This window comes from Mycobacterium sp. UM_WGJ (assembly GCF_000455125.1).
Taxonomy (GTDB): Bacteria; Actinomycetota; Actinomycetes; order Mycobacteriales; family Mycobacteriaceae; genus Mycobacterium.
Window position 1 is genome coordinate 32,999 of the sequence record NZ_AUWR01000014.1, and the last position, 20,874, is coordinate 53,872.

15 protein-coding genes and 1 pseudogene are annotated in these 20,874 nt (G+C 62.1%); 11 read left to right on the forward strand and 5 right to left on the reverse strand.

Annotation, left to right across the window (positions count from 1 at the left end; translation table 11 throughout):
• Window positions 1–38 precede the first annotated feature (38 nt).
• Window positions 39–371: a DUF732 domain-containing protein gene (locus N416_RS0106320; RefSeq protein ID WP_024441275.1), complete on the reverse strand. Its 333-nt coding sequence runs from the start codon at window positions 369–371 to the stop codon at window positions 39–41.
• 206 nt (window positions 372–577) lie between these two features.
• On the opposite strand from N416_RS0106320, the gene N416_RS23465 reads away from it, so the two are divergent.
• On the forward strand, window positions 578–1,213 hold the full coding sequence (locus N416_RS23465; RefSeq protein ID WP_196805104.1) for a hypothetical protein: 636 nt from the start codon (window positions 578–580) through the stop codon (window positions 1,211–1,213).
• A gap of 45 nt (window positions 1,214–1,258) precedes the next feature.
• Here the strand turns inward: N416_RS23465 and N416_RS0106330 are convergent, their stop codons facing one another.
• Both N416_RS0106330 and N416_RS0106335 read right to left on the reverse strand, forming a co-directional pair.
• Entirely contained in the window at window positions 1,259–2,086 is an 828-nt protein-coding gene (locus tag N416_RS0106330; protein ID WP_024441277.1) for an NAD(P)-dependent oxidoreductase, read from the reverse strand.
• Window positions 2,087–2,197: 111 nt separating this feature from the next.
• Complete coding sequence (locus N416_RS0106335) at window positions 2,198–2,827, reverse strand: TetR/AcrR family transcriptional regulator (RefSeq protein ID WP_125079233.1); 630 nt, start codon at window positions 2,825–2,827, stop codon at window positions 2,198–2,200.
• 57 nt (window positions 2,828–2,884) lie between these two features.
• Between N416_RS0106335 and N416_RS0106340 the strand changes: the two genes are divergently transcribed.
• Window positions 2,885–4,093 (forward strand): oxygenase MpaB family protein, encoded by a 1,209-nt coding sequence (locus N416_RS0106340; RefSeq protein ID WP_024441279.1) that lies wholly within the window; start codon window positions 2,885–2,887, stop codon window positions 4,091–4,093.
• A gap of 201 nt (window positions 4,094–4,294) precedes the next feature.
• Here N416_RS0106340 and N416_RS0106345 read toward each other — a convergent pair whose 3' ends face one another.
• Window positions 4,295–4,504, reverse strand: coding sequence for a hypothetical protein (locus N416_RS0106345; RefSeq protein ID WP_024441280.1), 210 nt, complete (start codon window positions 4,502–4,504; stop codon window positions 4,295–4,297).
• 46 nt (window positions 4,505–4,550) lie between these two features.
• Window positions 4,551–4,744 (reverse strand): annotated as a pseudogene (locus N416_RS23750) (acyl-ACP desaturase); the annotation flags it as partial.
• A gap of 284 nt (window positions 4,745–5,028) precedes the next feature.
• Here N416_RS23750 and N416_RS0106350 point away from each other — a divergent pair.
• From N416_RS0106350 to N416_RS0106390, 9 genes are all read left to right on the forward strand, one after another.
• The gene (locus tag N416_RS0106350) at window positions 5,029–5,586 is read left to right on the forward strand and encodes an NAD(P)H-dependent oxidoreductase (RefSeq protein ID WP_024441281.1); all 558 of its coding nucleotides are present in this window, start codon (window positions 5,029–5,031) and stop codon (window positions 5,584–5,586) included.
• Window positions 5,587–6,335: 749 nt separating this feature from the next.
• Entirely contained in the window at window positions 6,336–6,977 is a 642-nt protein-coding gene (locus N416_RS0106355) for a TnsA-like heteromeric transposase endonuclease subunit (protein ID WP_231383999.1), read from the forward strand.
• Window positions 6,974–9,025 carry a Mu transposase C-terminal domain-containing protein gene (locus N416_RS0106360; RefSeq protein WP_024441283.1) on the forward strand — a complete coding sequence of 684 codons (2,052 nt, stop codon included), beginning with the start codon at window positions 6,974–6,976 and terminating at the stop codon, window positions 9,023–9,025. The genes N416_RS0106355 and N416_RS0106360 overlap by 4 nt, the downstream gene beginning before the upstream one ends.
• Before the next feature lie 2 nt (window positions 9,026–9,027).
• Complete coding sequence (locus tag N416_RS0106365) at window positions 9,028–10,065, forward strand: ATP-binding protein (RefSeq protein ID WP_024441284.1); 1,038 nt, start codon at window positions 9,028–9,030, stop codon at window positions 10,063–10,065.
• On the forward strand, window positions 10,062–10,907 hold the full coding sequence (locus tag N416_RS23755; RefSeq protein ID WP_024441285.1) for a hypothetical protein: 846 nt from the start codon (window positions 10,062–10,064) through the stop codon (window positions 10,905–10,907). Before N416_RS0106365 ends, N416_RS23755 begins: the two co-directional genes overlap by 4 nt.
• Before the next feature lie 109 nt (window positions 10,908–11,016).
• Entirely contained in the window at window positions 11,017–13,923 is a 2,907-nt protein-coding gene (locus tag N416_RS0106375) for an SNF2-related protein (RefSeq protein ID WP_024441286.1), read from the forward strand.
• A gap of 58 nt (window positions 13,924–13,981) precedes the next feature.
• Entirely contained in the window at window positions 13,982–15,886 is a 1,905-nt protein-coding gene (locus N416_RS0106380; protein ID WP_024441287.1) for a site-specific DNA-methyltransferase, read from the forward strand.
• The gene (locus tag N416_RS0106385; protein WP_024441288.1) at window positions 15,886–18,867 is read left to right on the forward strand and encodes a DEAD/DEAH box helicase family protein; all 2,982 of its coding nucleotides are present in this window, start codon (window positions 15,886–15,888) and stop codon (window positions 18,865–18,867) included. Before N416_RS0106380 ends, N416_RS0106385 begins: the two co-directional genes overlap by 1 nt.
• Entirely contained in the window at window positions 18,864–20,840 is a 1,977-nt protein-coding gene (locus N416_RS0106390; protein ID WP_196805105.1) for an AAA family ATPase, read from the forward strand. Before N416_RS0106385 ends, N416_RS0106390 begins: the two co-directional genes overlap by 4 nt.
• Window positions 20,841–20,874 lie beyond the last annotated feature (34 nt).

Below are 20,874 nucleotides of genomic sequence, written 5' to 3' on the forward strand. Positions count from 1 at the left end.
CGGCTTTACCGACGGGGCCAGGGGGAGTAGGCCCCCAATCAGCCTTGCTGGGCCGCGCGCTCCAGCACCGGCCGCTTGTCCGGGCAGTAGGTGTTGACCGAGGCGCCGAGGAACTGCCAGGCCTGCGCCTGGTTGGTGCCCTTCTGCAAATTGGGGGTGATGAAGCGAACCGACTTGGCCGCGTCGCCGTCGACACCCTTGTCCAACCGCTCGCACACGATCTTGCCCAGCCAGGCGTTGTAGTCGCGCGGGCCGTAGATGCCGTAGGTGTGCAGTTCCCGGGCGAAATCGGTGTCAGGGTCGGCGTGAGCGGGCGCCGCCAGGCTCACGGCCAAGCCCAAGACCGCTGCGGCGAGGGTCGTCGATTTCATGAGATGCAGTGTAGACCCATCTGCTTAGGTGGTCTTCCTTTGCAGGTGCAGGCGGGGGAGGCCGGCGCGAGGCCGCGCTCACCTGCGCGAATCGCACACAATGTGGCGCCCGTCGCCCATTCGGATGTGACGGGCAAAACAATAAGGAATTTATGAGGTTTATAAATTTGTGACTATTAGCCAAATTTCTCGTATTGTGTCTCCCCGTGGGCCGACACGAGTTAGCCAGCCAGCGCAAACGATCCTCGGTATTGATGGCGGCAGTCCTCGCACCAGCTGCATTGTTCTTTGCTGTGGGAGGTAGCGCCAATCCTGCGGTGCCGAAAGAATCCATTGCGGTGGTTGCTGAAGACAATTCACCAGGCGGTTTGCAGCTGGTAGCCGCACCGATAGTGACCCCGGAGACGGGCCCGCCGGCGCGGTTCGCCGTGGCCTCGCGGACGCGCACCGTGCCACGGTTCCTGCCCGCGGGAGTCGCCCCGGAGCGCGGACTGCAGGTCCGCACGATCCAGGCCGCTCGCAGCATCAGCGACGCCTTTCCCGAGATCATGCAGATCGGCGGGGTGCGGGCCGATGCGCTGCGTTGGCACCCCAACGGGTTGGCGCTCGATGTGATGGTGCCCAACCCGGGCAGCCCCGAGGGCATCGCGCTCGGCGATGCGATCGTGGCCTACGTGATGGAGAACGCCGGCCGGTTCGGCCTGCAGGACGCCATCTGGCGCGGCGTCTACTACACACCCGGCGGCGGAGCCCAGCGCGGCGGTTACGGCCACTACGACCACGTCCATGTCACCACCACCGGCGGCGGGTACCCCAGCGGTGCCGAGGTCTACCTGCGCTGACAGCGCGGCAATGCCAGCTCGGCGTTACCGGTCGAGGAATCGGCGTTACCGGTCGAGGAAGAAGTCCCTCAGCGGCTCCGGGCCACCCCCGTAGCCGGAGAAGTCCGTCACGCCGGCCTCCGCCAACACGTCGGCGTCGATGTAGCACTGGCCGCTGGCCTGGGCTGCCGGACGCCGCAGAATCTCCACGGCGGCGTCGGCCATGATCTGCGGGCTGCGCGCCTTCTCCAGTAGCTCGCCGCCATCGGGGGAGTTGGCCACCGCGGAGGTCGCGATGTAGGTCTGGGGCCACAGGCAGTTGCAGGCGATTCCAGTGTCGGCATACTCAGCGGCCCAGCCCAGCGTCAACAACGTCATGCCGTATTTGGACAGCGTGTAGGACGGGTGCACGCCCAACCAGTACGGGTTCAAGTTGATCGGGGGAGCGATCGTCAGGACGTGTGGCGCCGCGGACCTGCGTAGGTACGGCAGGCACGCCTTGGTCAGCAGGAACGTCCCGCGCACGTTGATGTCGTGCATGAGGTCAAACTTCTTGGCGGACAAATGTTCTGACGGCTCAGTCGCGATGGAGCTGGCGTTGTTGACGCAGATGTCGATGCCACCGAACCTTTCCACCGCGGCGTCGACGGCGCGCTGCACGTCCTCCTCGCTGCGCACGTCGCCCACCACCGCCAGAGCCTTACCGCCGGCTTTCTCGATCTCGGCTGCCGCGGTGTGCACGGTGCCGGGCAGGCGCGGATGCGGCTCGGCTGTCTTGGCCAGCAGCACCACGTTGGCGCCCAGTCGTGCCGCACCCAGTCCCACGGCCAGCCCGATACCGCGGCTTGCGCCGGACACCACCATGGTGCGGCCGGAGAATTCGGTGCCTGCCACCTGCTGACTCCTTGTCGTCGATGCGCGGGGAGTGGCGGACCTTCCGGTTGGATTCGCCCGCCCCACGTCCGGCCGCAAGCGTGACAGTTTGACGCAGAATTGTAAAGTTCCTCAGGCGGCCGCGGGCGCCTTGAGTGCGGCCGCCAGCATGGTCGCCGTCAGCCGCACCATCGCCTCGCGATCCGCGGTCGCGGGCCGCTGCAAGGCGATTCGCAGGCAGGCGCTCGACGTCACCCCCATGGTCACGAACACCAGGTCGTCCAACTCCGCGGGTGAGAGATCGGGACGGGACCGGCTCGGGATCACGCTGCCCAGCGGCAACAGGCTGCGCTCGATCTCGTCCATCGCGGTGTGGTTGAGGTAGGGCGGCAGATCGAAAGATGAGGATGTCAGCGCCGCCAGCAGAATCGGGGCGTGCTGCTCATAGACGGTCGTCAGCGTGTCGACGATCAGCAATGCCGCCGCGTCGACCTCGAGGTCGATCGCCTGTCCAACAGTGCGGACCAGCTGGAACGAGATGTCGCGGGTGGCGGCATCCACCAGCTCGGCGATGATCGCCGCGCGATCCGGAAAATACCGGTAGACAGTGCCGATACTGACGTGTGCCGTGTCCGCGATGCTCTGCGTGGTCAGCGTTTCGACACCACGGCGCGCGATCAGCTGACGGGCGGTCTCGAGCAGGCGGCTGCGCATCTCGCGGGCGCGCTGCTGCTGCGGCCGCGACCGTGTCTGTGCGGGCATGGCACCCCCAAATAAAAGTGAGTAGTAACTGAGCTGTTCTCATGTTTCCATAGCGGTATGGCAAATGTGCCCAATGTCCCCAATGCCGACCTGGCCATCACGCGATACGGCCAGGCCGGCCGGGACTGGATCGCCGGGACACAGCTCGCCGATCCGCTGGCCGATGCCGTGGTCGCCGACTTCGCCACGCTGCCCCGCGGGGCGGGGATGGCCATGTTTCGGGCTGCGCTCCAGCACGGCATCGACGCGGTCGAATCGCCACCGGAGTCGCTGCGGGCATTGTTCGACGAGATCGATCACGAGCCCGACTGGCTCGACCACGACCGCCTGGATCGCGCTGCGGGCCATATCGTGCGCCACACTGCGTCCTACGGCATCGTTTTGGGTGCGGCCTCGTTAACGTCTGGCGCCATGAACGCCGCCGCCGGCATGCCGTTGGTGCTGACCGGTCGCTACACCAGCCAGGCGGCCGTGCGGTCGATCGAAGTCGGCGCATGGCTGGAGGAGATCCTGACGCCCGGCGGGCTGCGGCGCCACGGTGCCGGCGTGGCCACGACATTGCGGGTCCGCATTATTCATGCGTTCGTCCGGCGTCATCTGCTCGCCGAAGGCGACTGGAACAATGCTGCGTGGGGTGCCCCCATTCCACAGAGCTACATGGCGTTCACCATCGTCGAGTTCGGCCGAATCGCTCTGGCGGCAATGCACCAACTGGGTGTTCGTTATAAGCGAGAAGAACTCGACGACATCTACCACTTCTGGCGTTACGTTGGTCGGCTCAACGGCGTTGCGGACGAACTGAATCCGGCAACCGAAGCCGATCAGATCCGGATCGCCGAGCTGTACGCGCTCACCGCGGTGGAACCCGACAAAGAAGATCGCGACTTCGTCCGCGCACTGACGCACGACTACCTGGCGCGTGAGATTGCCGAGCTGCTGCCCTTCGCGGGATCCTGGAAGCATCGGTTGGGTGTCAACATCATCAGCGGTATGACCCGGGCGTTTCTCGGTGATGCCAACGCCAGCCGCCTGGGCGTGGCGGACACGCCGTTCAAATACCTGCCGCGGGTACTCGGACCGGCCGTCGGCGGGGTCAATCAGGTGCTGGCGCGCATTCCCGGGGTCAACGAACTGCGGACCCGACGTGCGCTGGCCAACTACCCGCTGCTGATGGCCCAACAACGGCAGCGCTACGGGGTACACCACGACCTGGTGGATGCCGCGCCCGACAATGGCGGCCATCCCGCCGCGGTGCGCTCCGGGTAGCAGCTCTGCGCCGGCAACGGCGTCCACCACTCGCTAACCTTCTCGGGCATGCCTTGCACCGGTGATTGTGAAACCGCCTGAGTGGGTAGTAGTCCCATGATCACGTCCAGCTTCGAGTGGACGCTTCTGATGGGAGGATTCGATGAATGTGTACGTTCGCCGCATGGCGTTCGCCGTCGCCATAGCGCTAGCACCCATGACCTACGTGGCAGCAGTGTCACCTGGTGTGGCCATCGCCACGCCCCCTGACTGCGGTCCGGGCAACTGGTGGAACCCGGGTGCCAACGCGTGCCAGCCCACCGCACCCCCGAACTGCGGTCCGGGCAACTGGTGGAACCCGGCGGCCAATGCCTGCCAGCCGGTAACGCCGCCACCGCCGCGGTAACTGCAGCGCTCGGCCATGGCGGCCATCTGCCCTTGGAGATGGCCGCCATGGCTCACATCTGAGCCCGCAGGTCTAGCCGGCTTTCGCCTCGAGGTTGCGCGTCCGGGCTAGACGGCGGTCCCGTTGCTCCTCGAACTCAACACATGGCGCTCAAGGCCCTCGAGGTACGTTGCGAGCTGTTCCCGGCGTCGTTCGCCACGCGACGTGAAATCATCACGCTCGAAAGTCCGCCACTTACGCAGGTTCGGCCGCACGACTTCGTCCAGAGGCTCCGAACCCGTCCCTACAGTTGTGCGCGGCCGAACCGCCCGTCATGGGTCAATGGTTGCCGATTGGCCACTGCTGCAACTGGATTCGCCAATGGCCTCCACTGAACCCCATTCCGTCACTGTGACGTACTGCTTCAGCAGTGTGGGGACGAGGGGAGAGCGAGTGGTGGTGCCCGTCATGGGCGAACTCACCGCTGGAAGCGCAGCGCTACTGACTACGATCACAACGAGCCGCCCAACCCGCGGCACTCCAACGCTAGCGCGGAGATGTGTTGCAACCAATGAGCCAATCTCTACCCAGTGCCCGGATTCTTGTTCTCGTGGGCAGTTTGCGATCCGGTTCGCTTAATCGTCAGCTGGCCGCGACGGCCATCAACCTTGCGCCCACTCAGATCGAGCCGGTTCTATTCGATCGTCTGGGCGAGGTGCCGCATTACAACGAAGACCTCGACGTAGCGCCAGCCGACGAAGCTGTCGAGGCTCTTCGCGCAGAGGCGGCCCACTCCGACGCCCTGTTGGTGGTCACCCCCGAGTACAACGGCGGTTTGCCCGGCGTCTTGAAGAACGCGTTCGATTGGCTCTCACGCCCCTACGGCGAGGCTGCATTGCTGGGCAAGCCCGCAGCAGTGATCGGCACCGCACTGGGTCGCTACGGCGCGGCCTGGGCGCACGCGGACGCACGAAAGACGCTCGCTATCGCTGGCGCTAAGGTGCCCGACGACATAGAACTGTCGATCCCGGCCAAGAACTTCAACGGGCTACATCCGCAGGACTCCGAGGAGGTCGTCGAATCGCTGCGCGGCGTGTGGTCACAGCTGATTCGCCACTTGCAGAATTGATTGCGGACCGGCGGCTGGGCGGACGATGCGAACTTTTGGTTGCGGCAACCCGCCTCACGCCTGATTCGCCACTCCGAAAAGTGATTTCGCGTCGATAGGGCGCTCCGGGCCATGCTCAATCATTTCGTCACTGTGACGTATTGGCACGGTGCGACAGGGGTGAGGCAGGGGCGACTCCGGGTCAGTCGTGGCCGGCACCGCGCCGTGAATAGCGGCGAGCACATCCGAGGCGGCGACGCACCTGCGCAGGCTCCGTGGATGCGTAGCAATCGCCGCGACGCTTGTGTGGGTTTGCACATCGGGCAACCGCGCCGGGACGGGCGATGGTTGACCATGGCGGCAATCCAGGGGCGAGTCCACAAACACGGCGAAGGAAACGACGATGCGGATCTGGACTCGGCCCCTTCCCACCCCGTATCGCTAACGCCGATAACGTACATTATGTCAATTAAAGTACGCCATGTTCATCAGATGAATCACTGACTTCGGTCTCCTAGAAATGCCTTGTCTCAATCTATCTGGCGGATTTCTCAATTGATCTGGCGGTTTTCGGCGTGCCGTCCGCGTCTCATAGAAGTTGGCGGTTAGTGTCGGACCACTGCCGTACTGTCAGCGGCGAGGATTGAAGGAGTCGAATGGCAGCTCCACGTCTACGCTCGCTACCGCGGAACGTCACCGATGTGACGCGAGTGTTGGCGTGCGTAGACGGGACTGTTCATAACATCCAGCTGTCGCCGGACGCCGGATCCGTGGCCGCCGAGCGTGCCACCCCCATCCGTGAGTTCTTCTCGTGGCCCGGTAAACGGAACTACGAAGGCCTCTACTGGTCGAGCACGAACCGCCGTCACGTGGACTTCGAGTCGCTCCTGGAGCGCGAGTATCTGCTGGCGGCCGACAATGCACCCGACATTGTCGCCATCGCGGCGCAGCCACTGGCGCTGCTCTGGCCTCGTGCCACCCAGGGAAACCGCGACCACGTACCGGATTTCTTCGTTCGACTTGCCAACGGCGATGGCCGATTGATCGACGTACGTACCCCGAAGGCAGCCGAGAAGCATGCCGAGCAGTCCGCCTTGACACGCAAAGTGTGCGATGAAATCGGTTGGGAGTACGAGGTCTTCACAGGCCTGCCGTCCGAGCTAGCCCACAATCTGCGCTGGCTTGCTGGATATCGGCACGACCGCAACGCTCCCTCGGCAGAGGTCGCACAGTCGATCGAGCACTGCTTCGCAGCACCGGTGTCACTCCAGGTCGGTCTCGGCGAAGCCAGCTCGCGTACGGGCCGAAGCATCGAACTCACCACCGCCAATGTGCTGCACCTGATATGGCGCAGAAAACTGTCGGCCGACTTAACCCGGCCGCTTTCGATGTCCAGTGAGGTGTGGGCATGAAGACGGTCCGCCTCTTCGACATGCTGAGCTACGACGGCCAGGCATGGCAGGTCGTGGCACAGGATGGACCACAACTGGCGCTCAAAGAACTCATTTCGGGGCGGATTCGGAAGATCGGCGTGGCGGAACTCCTCGGCGACGAGAGCTTCCTTCCCGACGTCCCTGACCGCCTACCGCAGCTTGATTCGGCCGCAGTGTTAGAGACGTTGGATCCTGTTGCGCGCGAACGCGTATTGTTCCTCCGTCGCCACGTCGTTGAAGTGCTTACCGGCCAACTTCCCGCGGAGCTCGACGGACGCGATGAAGACTCATCGATAGCGATACGCCGTGAGTACGACTCGAAACTTCCGCTGAAGGATCGCATTGCCGCGAAGGTCTCCGAGTTGGCGGCAGCGAAAACCCCTGTCAGCTATCGGAGTCTGGAACGGTATATCAAGGCATACCGCCAAGATGGTATGGCCGGGTTGGTCGACGGACGGATGCAGCGGCAGTCCTCACCCACCGGACGGATCGACCCGGCAGTCGTTTCCCTTCTCGAAGACGCCGTGAAGGCGCAAACGAACATCTCTACGGGAACCCGATCCCGCGTCATCAAACAGGTCAGCCTGGAAGCCTCCCAGCTGGGCTTGCCGCTGCCCTCGCGGCCCACGCTGTATCGCGCGGTAGAGAGCCTTGAGAAGGCTCGCCATCCGTTCGGTGATGCGACAACCCGGCGCACGCAAGCGAATCGGCCAGACCGAACATGGGGGGGCCAGGCTCCGTCACGGCCAGGTGAACTGACCGAGGTCGACAGCACACCGATGGATCTGATGGTCATTTATCCAGACGGGTCGACTGGGCGCGTGGATCTGACGCTGATGCTCGACGTGGCTACCCGGACCTTGTGCTCGGCGATCCTCAGGCCGGTGGCTACGAAAAGTGTTGACGCGGCCGTGCTTCTCGCGCGAGCGCTGACTCCCCTGCCGATGCAACCCGGCTGGAGCCGATCGGTGGGTTTCTCGCGCTCAATCCTTCCCGTCGGCATGATCGAAGGTGACGAAGACATTCGGGCCGGCGTGGCCGCGAAGCCCGTCATCGTGCCCGAATCGATCACCGTGGATCGAGGCAAGGTATACGTCGGTTCGACGTTTCTCAATGCTTGCGAACGCCTGCAGATTAGCGTCACCAAGGCGGCGCCCCGCACTCCCACCGACAAGCCTCACGTGGAGCGAGTCTTCGCCGCCATAAACAGTGGATTTACTCAGTACCTCGCGGGATATGTCGGGCCGAACGTCGTGAAGCGCGGCGCAGCTCCGCATGCAGAAGCGATGTGGACACTCGCTGAAGTGCAGAATCTTCTCGACCTTTGGATCGTCGCGGTCTGGCAGAACAAGCCACACCCTGGCCTTCGGCATCCGGCGATGCCGAAGAAGGATCTCACGCCGAACGAGGCCTACGCGGCGTTGGCGTCAGTCGCGCCCACGGTAAACGTCGCCCTCGATCGCGACGACTATATCGGCCTGCTTCCGGTGACCTACCGGTCGATCCAGGGCTACGGCATCAACTTCGAAAGCCTGCACTACGACCATCCGGCCCTGCATCCCTACCGTCACGTCAAGAGCGGTTTACCGCTGCCGGCGAACGGTGGATGGGAAGTTCGGTACGACCCGTACCGTCTGCAGTCGATCTTCGTCCGTGACCATTTTCGGGGCGAATGGATCGAGGCTGAGTGGAGCCTCGCGAAAAAAGCGCTGGCGCCGTTCTCCCTCGACGTACTGCGCGCGGCGCGCAAGGCAGTGCAGAAGCGCGACGAGAACCCCAGCGGTGTTGATGTTCTTGCCGAGATCAGCCGTATCCAAACCGGTGGTGCCCGGACGGTCAAAGAACAACGAGCTGCCAAGCGGGACAGCGTGAACAAACCCGTGGTGCCGCCCTTACCCCCTACCACAAAGCGGGCTGAACCGGACGCTGACGAAGAGCGCCTGGCGAGCGTGTCCGCGATCAACGCGGCCTGTGCTACCCCGCGGCGGGCAGCAGCTCGCCGTATCGACGATGAGGACGACGATTAGCCATGGCCGTACCCGATTCGCTGGCCGCATGGCGGGAGTTCGTCAACCGCCGAAATGTTGAGCCGGAACACCTCTGCATGAAGCAGATCAGTGCCCTCTCCCCTGCCGAAAAAGACGTCTATGACCAGCAACGCTTTGCCTGGTTAGGGGCAGATGTCGTGCTGGAGACGCCCGATACAGAGGCCTTGACACACCAGACGCGTGTGTTGATGGCGCGGAACACCGCGGAGTCGGCCACTGCGCGGCGTGGGCTTGCGATCTCCGGGTCCGCCGGCCGTGGGAAGTCGACGGCTGCCCTGCTGATCGGTCGTCGGCATGAACGGGTCACGCGTGCCAGGTTGAACCGTTACGACGACGGCTTCGCCCCGGTGGTCTACACCGTCGTCCCGCCCGGCACCACCCCGAAGATGATGATGCTGGCATTCGCGAACTTCCTCGGCCTGCTGGTCCCGAATAAGTCGACCGCGCAAGACCTGACCGAGCAGATCGTCGGGGTGATGCGGAGCCTGTCGGTGTCGTTGGTCCTGGTCGATGAGGTGCACAACCTCAAGACCAATCACCAGGCTGGCAGTGAAGCCGCGTCAGCGTTGAAGGTGTTCTCCGAGAGACTCGATGCAACGTTCGTTTACGCCGGCATCGACCTCCTTCAGGCCGATCTGTTCGCCGGGCACATGGGTCGCCAACTGAAGGGTCGGATGGCCGTCCACCAGATGCGGAAATACGAGTTCGGGACGAAGGCGCAGCGGGATAAGTGGGCGGAACTCGTCCTGGGTGTCGAGGCACTGTTGCCGCTTGGACGGCATGTCGCCGGATCCCTCGAAACCGAGGCGACCTACCTCTACGACCGCACCGGAGGTTCCATCGGTTCACTCCGTGCACTCCTCAACGACGCGGCGATCGCTGCGATCTTGAATGGTGAAGAGCTGATCAGCAGGAAGCTCCTCGACCTGACCGCCACCGATTTCGCAGCGGAAGAGGCCGCGGCGCGGACAGTAGAGGGCAACGCTCCGGCTCCTATGCCGTTAAAGAGGGCTGAATGACGATCACTCCCCTACCAGTTCGCACCCGCGCATTTCACGGCGAGAGCCTGGACTCGTACACGCGACGCCACTCAGCCCGAAACTTCTGTAGTCCTTCCGATATTGACCGCGCCTTGCGTGAGCGCGGCGTCATACGGTCGGGCAATCGGCGCGACCCCGATCGTCTACGGGCATGGCGAGAGCTCGGCGGACTGCGGACGAATTCCTTCACCTCACCCGACTATGTCCTCGACCAGGAGGTGACCGAGCGGGCGCTGTGCCTCCGCTGCACCCGGGGCGAACCCGCCCGAGGGAAACTGACCGGCATCGGGCTGGTGTGTGTTCGGCACAGGCGGTGGCTGGGCTCTCCGCAGATAGATCTGCACGGCTACTTCCCCGCTCTCGCTGCGGAGCGGCACTTCCGGCGACACCTTGCCGCTCGGGACGTCCTGCACGATTCCCTTCCCATGCTGATTGGTCGAGAATGCGCCAGTGCAGCGATCATCGGCGCTAGCGAGATCGACCGCCGTAGAGATGAATTCGGAATCGAGGCGATTGATGCACTGACGTATCCCGAGCAAGTCAAGATCGCTCGACTGCTCTGCTCACCCGGGTTTCTTTGCGCTGCAACCGATCCTGATGCTGACTCGGCTCTGCGCAGCTCGCTGGTCGCCAGAGAAGTGGAGAAGATCATCCCCGCTCGCAACGATGCAGACCCGTGGCGAGCAACCAACCGGGTGTGGACTGCGATCACGCATCTGACTGCACGTCGCCGAGATGCCCGTATCTATGGAGTGCCGATGCGCGACACCTACTACAAGATCCTGCGGTTTATTCAGGAACCCGTGGTGGTCCGATCGTGAGTGCGTTGTCTGAGGCACCGAACTTGCGGAGCATGACGCGAATCCAGGCTACTGTGCCCAATCCCCTGTTTCGGGGCTTGCTGACGATCGCTGGGACCAAGGGGCATCGATGACGTTCCAGCTCACCGACTATCAAGCCAAGTATTACGCGCACGAGTTGCAGCGCAGCTACGCGAACGACCACGTCGGCAAGCTGGCCGGCCTGCTATTCGATGCGCAGGTGGAGCCCAAGCCGCACCAGATCGATGCCGCGCTGTTCGCGTTGCAGACACCGTTCCTGCCAGGCGTCATCTTGGCTGATGAGGTGGGCCTCGGGAAGACGATCGAGGCGGGCATCGTCATCTCGCAGTATTGGGCGGAGCGTCGTCGCAGCATCCTTGTGGTCGCTCCGTCGAGCTTGCGGCAGCAGTGGCAGCAGGAGCTGTACGAGAAGTTCTTGATCCCGTCTGCCATCCTCGATCCGAAGTCGAAGGACTCCCTTCTTGCTCAGGCCGGCTCACGCTCGTCGCAGGTGTTGATCTGCTCCTACGAGTTCGCACTCCGACATGAGGTCTCCCTGCTCAAGGCGTGGGATCTGGTGGTCGCGGACGAGGCGCACCGGCTGCGGAACTACTGGACGGGCAAGACCAAGGCCGCTGAAGCGGTGGCGCATGTCCTGCAGGGTGCCCACAAAACCGTGCTGCTCACGGCGACACCGCTGCAGAACAAGCTTGAGGAACTGTACGGGTTGGTCTCGATCTTCGACCCCGCCTACTTCTACTCGCTCGATGCCTTTCGGGAGCGGTATATCAAGAACCGCGACCTCGGTGGCGATGACGACCTGGTCGAACGTGTCGCGACGGTATCGAAGCGCACGCTGCGGCGCGACGCGGACAAGTACATCCACTTCACCAAGCGGCTGCCGCTGACAGTCGAGTTCACCCCGTCCGCCGACGAAGTACGTCTGTATGACCTGGTGAACGACTACTTGCAGCGCGACGAGCTGTTCGCCTTCGCGGGGTCACAGCGTCACCTCTCCGCCCTGATCATCCGTAAGCGCCTCGGATCGTCGACCTATGCCGTCGCCAGCACCCTGGAAAACATCGCCAAGCGTCTGGCAGACGAGGTCGCCGCCGGGCAGCGACGCGACGGCCGTGGCGGTCTGGTCACCGCTGACTTCGCAGTCGATGACGAGATCACCAGCGAGGAACTGGAGGATGCCGAGGAGATCGAGACAGCTGGGCCTGGCCGTGGCGCACCGTCAACATCTGCGCCGCTGGACGAGACTCTCCTGCAGGCCATGAGGGCCGAGGTTGCCGAGCTGCACGAGTACGCGGCCTTGGCGCGGTCGATCACGGTGAACCAGAAGGCCGTCAAGCTCATCGAGGCGCTCGACCTCGGATTCGAGCGGCTTCGCGAGCTGGGCGCTCCTGAGAAGGCCATCATCTTCACGGATTCGACCAAAACGCAGGACTACATCGCGCGTTCCCTTCGAGGGGCTGGTCGCGGTGACGGGCTGGTGCTATTCAATGGCTCGAACAACTTGGCCGAGCAGACGGCGATCTACCAGGGCTGGCTCAAGGCTAACCAGGACGGTGACCTGATCACCGGCATAGCTGCCGTGGATCGACGCAAGGCGCTTGTGGACTACTTCCGCAACGAGGGGACGATCATGATCGCCACCGAGGCAGCGGCCGAAGGTATTAACCTGCAATTCTGTTCGATGCTCGTCAACTACGACCTGCCATGGAACCCGCAGCGTGTCGAGCAGCGCATTGGTCGCGTACACCGCTTCGGGCAGAAGCACAACGTCGTCGTCGTGAATTTCTCAAACAAGGGCAACATCGCCGAGCAGCGCATCTTAGAGTTGCTGACGAACAAGTTCCAGCTGTTCTCCAGCGTGTTTGGCGCCAGCGACGAAGTGCTCGGCGCGATCGAGGATGGCCTGGACTTCGAGAAGACGATCAGCGACATTCTCACCCGTTGCAAGTCTGCCGGCGAGCTGGATGCCGCGTTCAAAGATCTTGAGACCCAGTACGCCAGCGAGATCTCACGCGAGATGGCCAGCGCCAAGGCCAAGGTCTTCGACAATCTCGACCCACACGTACAGGATCGCCTGAAGGCGTATGACGCACAGTCCGGCGAGGTGCTGAACAAGTTCGAGCGCCTTCTGCTCGCGGTGACACGTCACGAGCTGAATCGGTTCGCCACCTTCGACGGAGATGGGCGCACCTTCGTACTGAACGAGTCCCCGGTGGCAGGAGCGCCGACCGGACGCTACTTCTTCAAGTCGCAGCCGCTCGACAACGCCCACCAGTACCGCTATGCGAGCCCGCTTGCCCAGCACGTGGTCAATAGCTCAAAGACTCACGAGACCCCGGCACGGGAGCTGACGTTCTCACTTGGGCAGTCAGACCGTGTCAGCAGCACGATCCGAGCGCTTGAGGGCACCAGCGGCGAGCTGACCGTCAGCCTTACGACCTTTCGTATGAAGGCACGCGACGAGGATGTCTCCGAGTCCTACGTGCTCGCCGGCGCACTGAGCGACGATGGGCGCTGGCTCGACGAGGAGTACGTCGCGGACCTCCTCGGCCTGACTTGCATCGCGGTCGGTGAGCAGCCCGTGGTGATCGACGAGAGCCGCTTCGCGCCGCATCTGAGCGCACGCCGGGCCGAACTGGAGAAGGAAGTCCAGGGCCGCAACGCCCGCTACTACGACCAGCAGGAAGAGCTGCTTTACCGCAACCAGCAAGACCGCAAGGCCGAGCACGAGGGCGCAATCCGTGACTACCGGGCTAAGGAGAAGGAAGCCCGCCGGCTGGCACGTCAGGCCGACGATCCGATGGAGCAGCTGCGGCTCAAGAAGGAAGCTCGCAAGTGGGAGCAGCGCGCCGAGGAAGCCGACGAGGACTTCCGCGACGCGCGTAAGAAGCTCCGCACCGAGGCAGACAAGTACCTCGAACTCATCGAGCAGTCGCTCCAGGGAACCCAGGACACGGAGCACCTGTTCACGATCCGTTGGCGGATAGCCAAATAGACCAGAGGCATTCGCGCACCCGAGCAAATTGCTGCAAACATGAAAGAGAATTGCCTGAATGACTGACGAGATCTACGAAACACTGTCCGCCACTCCAAACTTTCAGACCGAGCTGGCAGCGCAGCTTGCCGATCTGATTCCCGAGGCCATCGCCGACGGCAAGGTGGATGTCGAGAAACTCAAGGAACTGCTCAACGGTGACGCGGCCGACAGCAGCGAGCGCTTCGGCCTGTTCTGGCCGGGCAAGAAGCGTGCGCTCCGTGCCGCGCAAGAGCCGACGACGGCGACGCTGAAGCCCGACCTCGACAACTCAAAAGACTGGGATACCACCAAGAACGTCTTCATTGAAGGCGACAACCTTGAGGTGCTCAAGATCCTGCAGAAGCACTACCACGCCAAGATCAAGCTGATCTACATCGATCCTCCGTACAACACCGGCAAGGACTTCGTCTACCCGGACAACTACAAGGAGGGGCTCGATACCTACCTCGAGTGGACGCGCCAGGTCAACGAGGAGGGCAAGAAGGTCACCTCCAACGCTGAGACGGATGGTCGCTACCACTCCAATTGGCTCAACATGATGTATCCGCGCCTCAAGCTCGCTCGGAACCTGCTCACGGATGACGGAACTATCTTCGTCAGCATCAGCGACCATGAGGTCGACAACCTCCGGAAGCTCCTGAACGAGGTGTTCGGCGAGTCCAACTACATCGGTCAGATTGCGGTGTCGAAAGGCACAACCACTGGACAAGACGCCAACGACATAGGTAGCAGCATCGACTTCCTGCTCGTGTACGCCAGAAGCAAGGTGAACTACATCCCGAATGGCCTTCCGCTCGACGAAGCCGACATGGCGCGCTTCAACATGGAAGATAGTCGCGGCCGGTACAGCGTCTTGCAGTTCCGCAAGACTGGCACGAACGACCGCCGCGAGGATCGTCCGAACCTGTACTACCCACTTACTGCTCCGGACGGCTCAGAAATCCTTCCGATAGGCCCGGGCGGATACGAGAGCTGTTGGCGCACTGCACGCGAGCAGTTCGAGAAGTGGGACGCGGAGGACATGGTCGTCTGGAAACAGGACCCCGAGGGGCTGTACAAGCCCTACATCAAGTACTACCTCGAAGGGCGCACCAAGCAAGTTTCCAACTATTGGGACGACATAGAGGGCAACAAGAAGGCCAGTATTACAGTCAAAGAGCTGCTTGGTAAAAACGTCTTCACAAATCCGAAGCCGGTTGGGCTCATCAAGAAGATCCTGCACATCGCAACTGATCGCGACTCGCTGGTTCTCGATTTCTTTTCCGGTTCAGCCACCACTGCACACGCTGTGATGCAACTCAATGCCGAGGACGGCGGCACTCGCCAACACATCCAAGTCCAGCTTCCTGAGCCCACACCCGATGACTCAGCAGCTCGTAAAGCGGGCTACGAGACGATCGCGGCCGTCGGGCGTGCGCGTATAAACCTCGCAGGCAACAACATCGCATCCAGCGCCGCAGGCCAGCTTGAGAACGGGTCCGCGCCGCTGGATATCGGCTACCGCTCCTACGGGCTCGCCGACACCAACTTCTCCAAGTGGCGACTGTCGAGCGATGTCGAGGAGGGCGCCCTCCAACAGCACCTGCTGAGCCTTCGCGACAGTGCGACTGACGAGGCGACGGCCGATGAGTTGGTAACCGAGATCCTGCTCAAGCAGGGCTACTCTTTGACCGAGGCTGTCTCGCCGGCTGAGGTGGGAGGACTCGACGTCCGACTCGTTCGTGACCGCGACGGAGACATCGCCGTGCTCGCCTACTTAGACGAACACACCAAGCCAACTCTCAATCAGCTCCGCATCCTAGTTGATGAGGCTCCTACGCGGATCATCATCCTCGAAGACGCCTTCCAGGGCGACGACGAACTCAAGACCAACCTTGCCCAGCTCGCAAAGAGCAAGGGCATTGAACTCTGGACGGCGTAATGAGCGGATCGGGATTTCAGTTCGACGCCAGCCAGCCATATCAGATGGCTGCGATCGCATCCGTGATCGACCTGTTCGACGGGCAACCGAAAGATGCGGAGAAGCTCGTCACGGCGCTGCGTAGTGCAACAGTGCTGCCAGACTCGGAGGAGGGGGCGCTTGATATCGACCTCACGCAGGAGGTCGGTGCCGTTGGCAACAGCCTCGTGCTCGACCGCGACCTGATCCTCGCGAATCTTCAGCGGGTGCAGGATCGGAGTGGCCTTGAGGTCGCACCGAAGCTCTACGACGATGCGCTCGACTTCGACATCGAGATGGAGACGGGCACCGGCAAGACCTATGTCTACCTGCGCACTATCTTCGATCTGGCGGTCAGGTACAACTTCACCAAGTTCGTCATTCTCGTGCCCAGTGTTGCAATCCGGGAGGGCGTCAGCACGAGCATCCGGCTCATGCGAGAGCACTTCGAGAACCTCTACAAGCCGCAGGGCATCACGTTCGATGCCTCGATCTACAGCGGCAAGAGCGCCGAGGAAGTGCAGTCGTTCGCAACGTCGACGAACGTGCAGATCTTGATCATGACGATCGACTCGATCCGTGGCAACGCGAATACCCGCATCATCCATCAGACCCGTGACAAGTTGAACGGCCTGCGGCCCATTGACTACCTGAAGGCGACTCATCCGGTCGTCATCATGGACGAGCCGCAGAACATGGAGTCGCAGCTCTCACAGTCGGCAGTTGGCGAACTCGACCCCCTCTTCACGCTGCGCTACAGCGCGACCCACAAGAAGCAACGCAATGTCGTCTACCGGCTTGACCCAGTCGATGCCCACGATCTCGGGCTGGTGAAGCAGATCGTCGTTGCCGAAGTGCAGCAGCAGGGCGCGGACGCAGCGCCGTACATCAAGCTCGTCCAGGTGCGGCGTGAACCGTCCTGGTCGGCCCGGCTGGAACTCTCCTGCCGCAAGGCCGACGGTTCGCTCGAACGGCGCGTGGTGAGCGTGAAGCAGCATCAGGAACTCTCAGACCCGCGCATCACCGACAACCCGATCTACGAGGGTTGGCGCATCAACGAAATGAGCATCGAACCCGCCTACGTCGACCTCACCACACACGGCTTCCTGGACGAAGGAGAGAGTATTGGCGCATCCGCCGGCGCAATCTACAAGGAGATGATCCGCGAGACCATCCGCGAACATCTGCGCAAGGAGTCGATGCTGCGCGCGAAGAAGATCAAGGTGCTCAGCCTCTTCTTCGTCGACAAGGTCGCCAGTTACCTAGGCGATGGCACCAACAACGATGACGCGAACGGCGACTTCGTGACCTGGTTCGACGAGGTCTTCATTGAGGAGCGTGCCAAGTCCGCGCGCTACCAAGCGTTGCTCCCGCAGACGCCGATCGAGCTTCGCCGGGCCTACTTCTCCCAGATCAAGCGCGGCAAGACGACCACCTTCCAGGACTCCTCCGGCACGACCAAAGCCGATGACGACGCCTACGAACTGATCATGCAGGACAAGGAGCGACTGCTCGACGAGAACGAGCCGGTACGGTTCATCTTCAGCCACTCCGCCCTGCGCGAGGGCTGGGACAACCCCAACGTCTTCCAGATATGCACTCTGCGCGAGATGGGCGCCGAGACCGAACGCCGCCAGACTCTCGGGCGCGGCCTGCGTCTGCCCGTTGCGAAGACCGAGGACGGCTATGCCCGGGTGGCCGACCGTGGAGTCGCGACACTGACGGTGGTGGCGAACGAGTCGTACACGAAGTTCGCGGATGCCCTGCAGAAGGAGTACAAGGAGGCCGGCGTCGAGATCGGCCGGGTGCGCAAAGCCGAGTTCTCGAAGATCCCGCTACAGGACGAGAACGGCGCCCCCACCGACGACCAGTTCGGGTACCAGCGTTCCCTTCTCGTATGGGAACACCTCAAGGACAAGGGCTTCATCGACAAGGAAGGCACCGTCACCTCGAAGTTCCAGCCGAACCAGCTCGGTTTCAGCCTCGACCTGCCGACCGACTTCGCCTGGGCGGAGGGCGCCATCATCGAGCTGGTCGAGCGCGCGCACATCGGCAAGTACGTCAAGCCGGTCAGCAAGCGCAAGCCGCGCAGACCCAACAAGCAGCTCTACTCAACGCCAGAATTCGAAGAGTTCTGGGAGACGATCAGCCGTAAAACGACCTACCGCGTCACGGTTGTTCGTGACGACCTGATTAAGAATGCGGTCAAGGCTGTTCGCGAGGCTCCGAAAATCGACCCACTACGCATCCAGATCACTCGCGCCGGAGTGCGGCTACTTCGAGGTGGAGCCAAAGGCGAAGAACTCGGCACCCGCTCGGCAGATCTTAAGGGCAGTTACGACCTACCGGACATCATCACGGAGCTGCAGGAGACGACGTCCCTGACCCGCAAGACCATCGTCGACATCCTGATCGGCAGCGGCCGGTTGGGCGAGTTCATCGGCAACCCGAACGACTTCATCGCGATGGTCAAGCGTGCGCTCCAGGCCGAGTTGGCAAAGATCGTGGTCGAGGGGATCCAGTACGAGAAGATCGCGGGGTCGGTCTACGAGCTTCGTGAGCTACAGAAGGATGGCGAGGAGGAGAAGGAACACTTCCTCGACCAGATGTACAAGGTGCAGCACACCCAAAAGACGGACTTCGATTACGTCGTCTTCGATTCCGAGGTTGAGCGTCAGTTCGCCGAGCTACTCGACTCACGCGAGGACATCAAGCTGTTCATGAAACTCCCTTCAAAGTTTAAGATCGACACTCCGGTCGGCCCGTACAACCCCGATTGGGCGATCATCAAGCACGAAGAAGGCGAAGACCGGATCTACATGATCCGTGAAACCAAGAGCACCCTCGATGATTCAAAGCTTCGTCCCTCCGAGTCGGCCAAGATCAAGGCCGCCAAGCAACACTTCGAGGCCATCGGCGTCGAGGACTATGCGCGTGCAGTACCGGGAGCGTGGAAACTGTGAGGCTCATTTCCGCTCACGTTCGAGGCTATGGGCGTATCGCTGACTCCAAGATCAATCTGGACGCGAAGGTCATCGCGATCGTCGGGCCGAACGAAGCTGGAAAAACCACCCTGCTAAAGGCTCTCGCACACGTCGATGCTGGGACAGCCATCCCGACTCTCCAACGTTCTCGTGCCGTCGAAGTAGCGGACAACACCTACGTAACAACGTTCGATTACGTCATCGAGGAGAAGGACCACGCTGAGCTTGTTGACCTCGGCTTACAGGAACTGCCCACCCGCGCTCGTATCGCGCGATCTGCTTCCGGGGACAAGCTCACGATCGAACTGACCCCCAAGCCACTCAAGTCGGTCCAGCCGCTCCATGCCCCGCTCGAAAAGCTGCAGGCGGCATCGAAGAACGACAATTTGAGCACCTGGATCGATCCGAATACGTCATATGGAGATGCCGACTCGGACGATCCGCGTGACTACGGCAAGGAGCTTCTATCCGTCATTGAGGCGCTCGATGCCGCGATCGGAGAACCTGGTAGCCCCCTCTCCAGCGAAGCGGTAGAGACCGTCCGCTCCTTGCTTAGGGTGACGCTGGACGCAGATGTCGATGCGGAACAGCTTTGCGCGGCGTACAGCGCCGTAATTGCTTGGTCGGAGCTGGATGCCCCCGGCTCGGCCGCCCGCACTCGAATATGGAACCGCACACCAGATTTCATCTTGTTCGACGAAGCTGATCGATCGATTCAGTCTGCATACACGTTTGATGACGCCCTTGTCAGCAGCCCGCCAGTTGCGCTGGCGAATCTGGCGGGTACAGCATCGCTCGACCTCACAGAGCTCCTTCATCTCGTTCGCACTGGAGACATCGCGCGCCGACGAACGGCAATAGTTCAGGCAAACAGACGGATGGATGCGATTTTCGGTGACGCATGGAAACAATCGAGACTCGCAGTTCATTTCGAGCTTGACGGCGAGCAGTTGCGGATCGAGCTCATGGAAGATGGGGATAACGTCACCGTCTTCGATGAGCGCAGTGCGGGCCTGCGCATGTTCGTGGCACTGATCGCATTCCTGAAGGTGCATGGTTCCGACCGCTCACCCATCCTGCTCATTGACGAGGCAGAGAACCATCTTCATATTGATGCCCAGGCAGACCTGGTGAATATGTTCGTCACACAGCAACATGCGGTCAAAGTCATTTACACCACGCACAGTCCCGCCTGCCTCCCACCGGATCTCGGCACGGGTATTCGCGTGGTCGTGCCCCGTCAAGACAACTTGCAGGTAAGCGACGTGAAGAACAGCTTCTGGCAAGGTGCGGCCGGCTATTCACCTCTAATGCTCGCGATGGGTGCAGCGGCTGCAGCGTTCACCCCAGCCCGGTACGTGGTTCTGGCAGAAGGAGCGACTGAAATGATCCTCTTGCCGACATTGATGCGCGCGGCAACCGACCAAACGGATCTGCCCTACCAAGTGGCGCCCGGTCTGTCCGAAGTCCCGAATGACTTCCTACCGAAGCTTGACCTCGAAGCAGCCCGGGTGGCCTACCTAGTCGACGGTGACGATGGCGGAGCCAGGCTAAAGGCAAATCTCACGGATGCCGGTGTCCCCGACCACCTGATAGCGGACCTGGGCACCGCTGGCATCGAGAACCTCCTAACAGAGGACTCGTATAGGGCAGCCATCTCAGCGTTGCTGCCTGAATGCAATCCGGAAGTCTCCGCGAGCGAATTGCCGGAAGTTCCTCCGGTAGATGCTGGGGAAGGTAACTCGGTTGCGCGGTGGATGTCCAACTGGCTCAAGGGCAAGGGGTTAAAGCCACCGTCCAAAGTGGCGGTCGCCAACTGGCTCGTCGAAAACAACCGGGCTACGGCAAACGCCGAGGGAACAGAAGTGCTCAAGTTCGTCCATGCGAATCTACTCGCGGCGCTTGGAATTATCGATAGGGCAACGTCGGAACCGGAATCGGAACACCAATAGCCATGACCAGCGAGTCAACCAGAGCCTTCGAGCT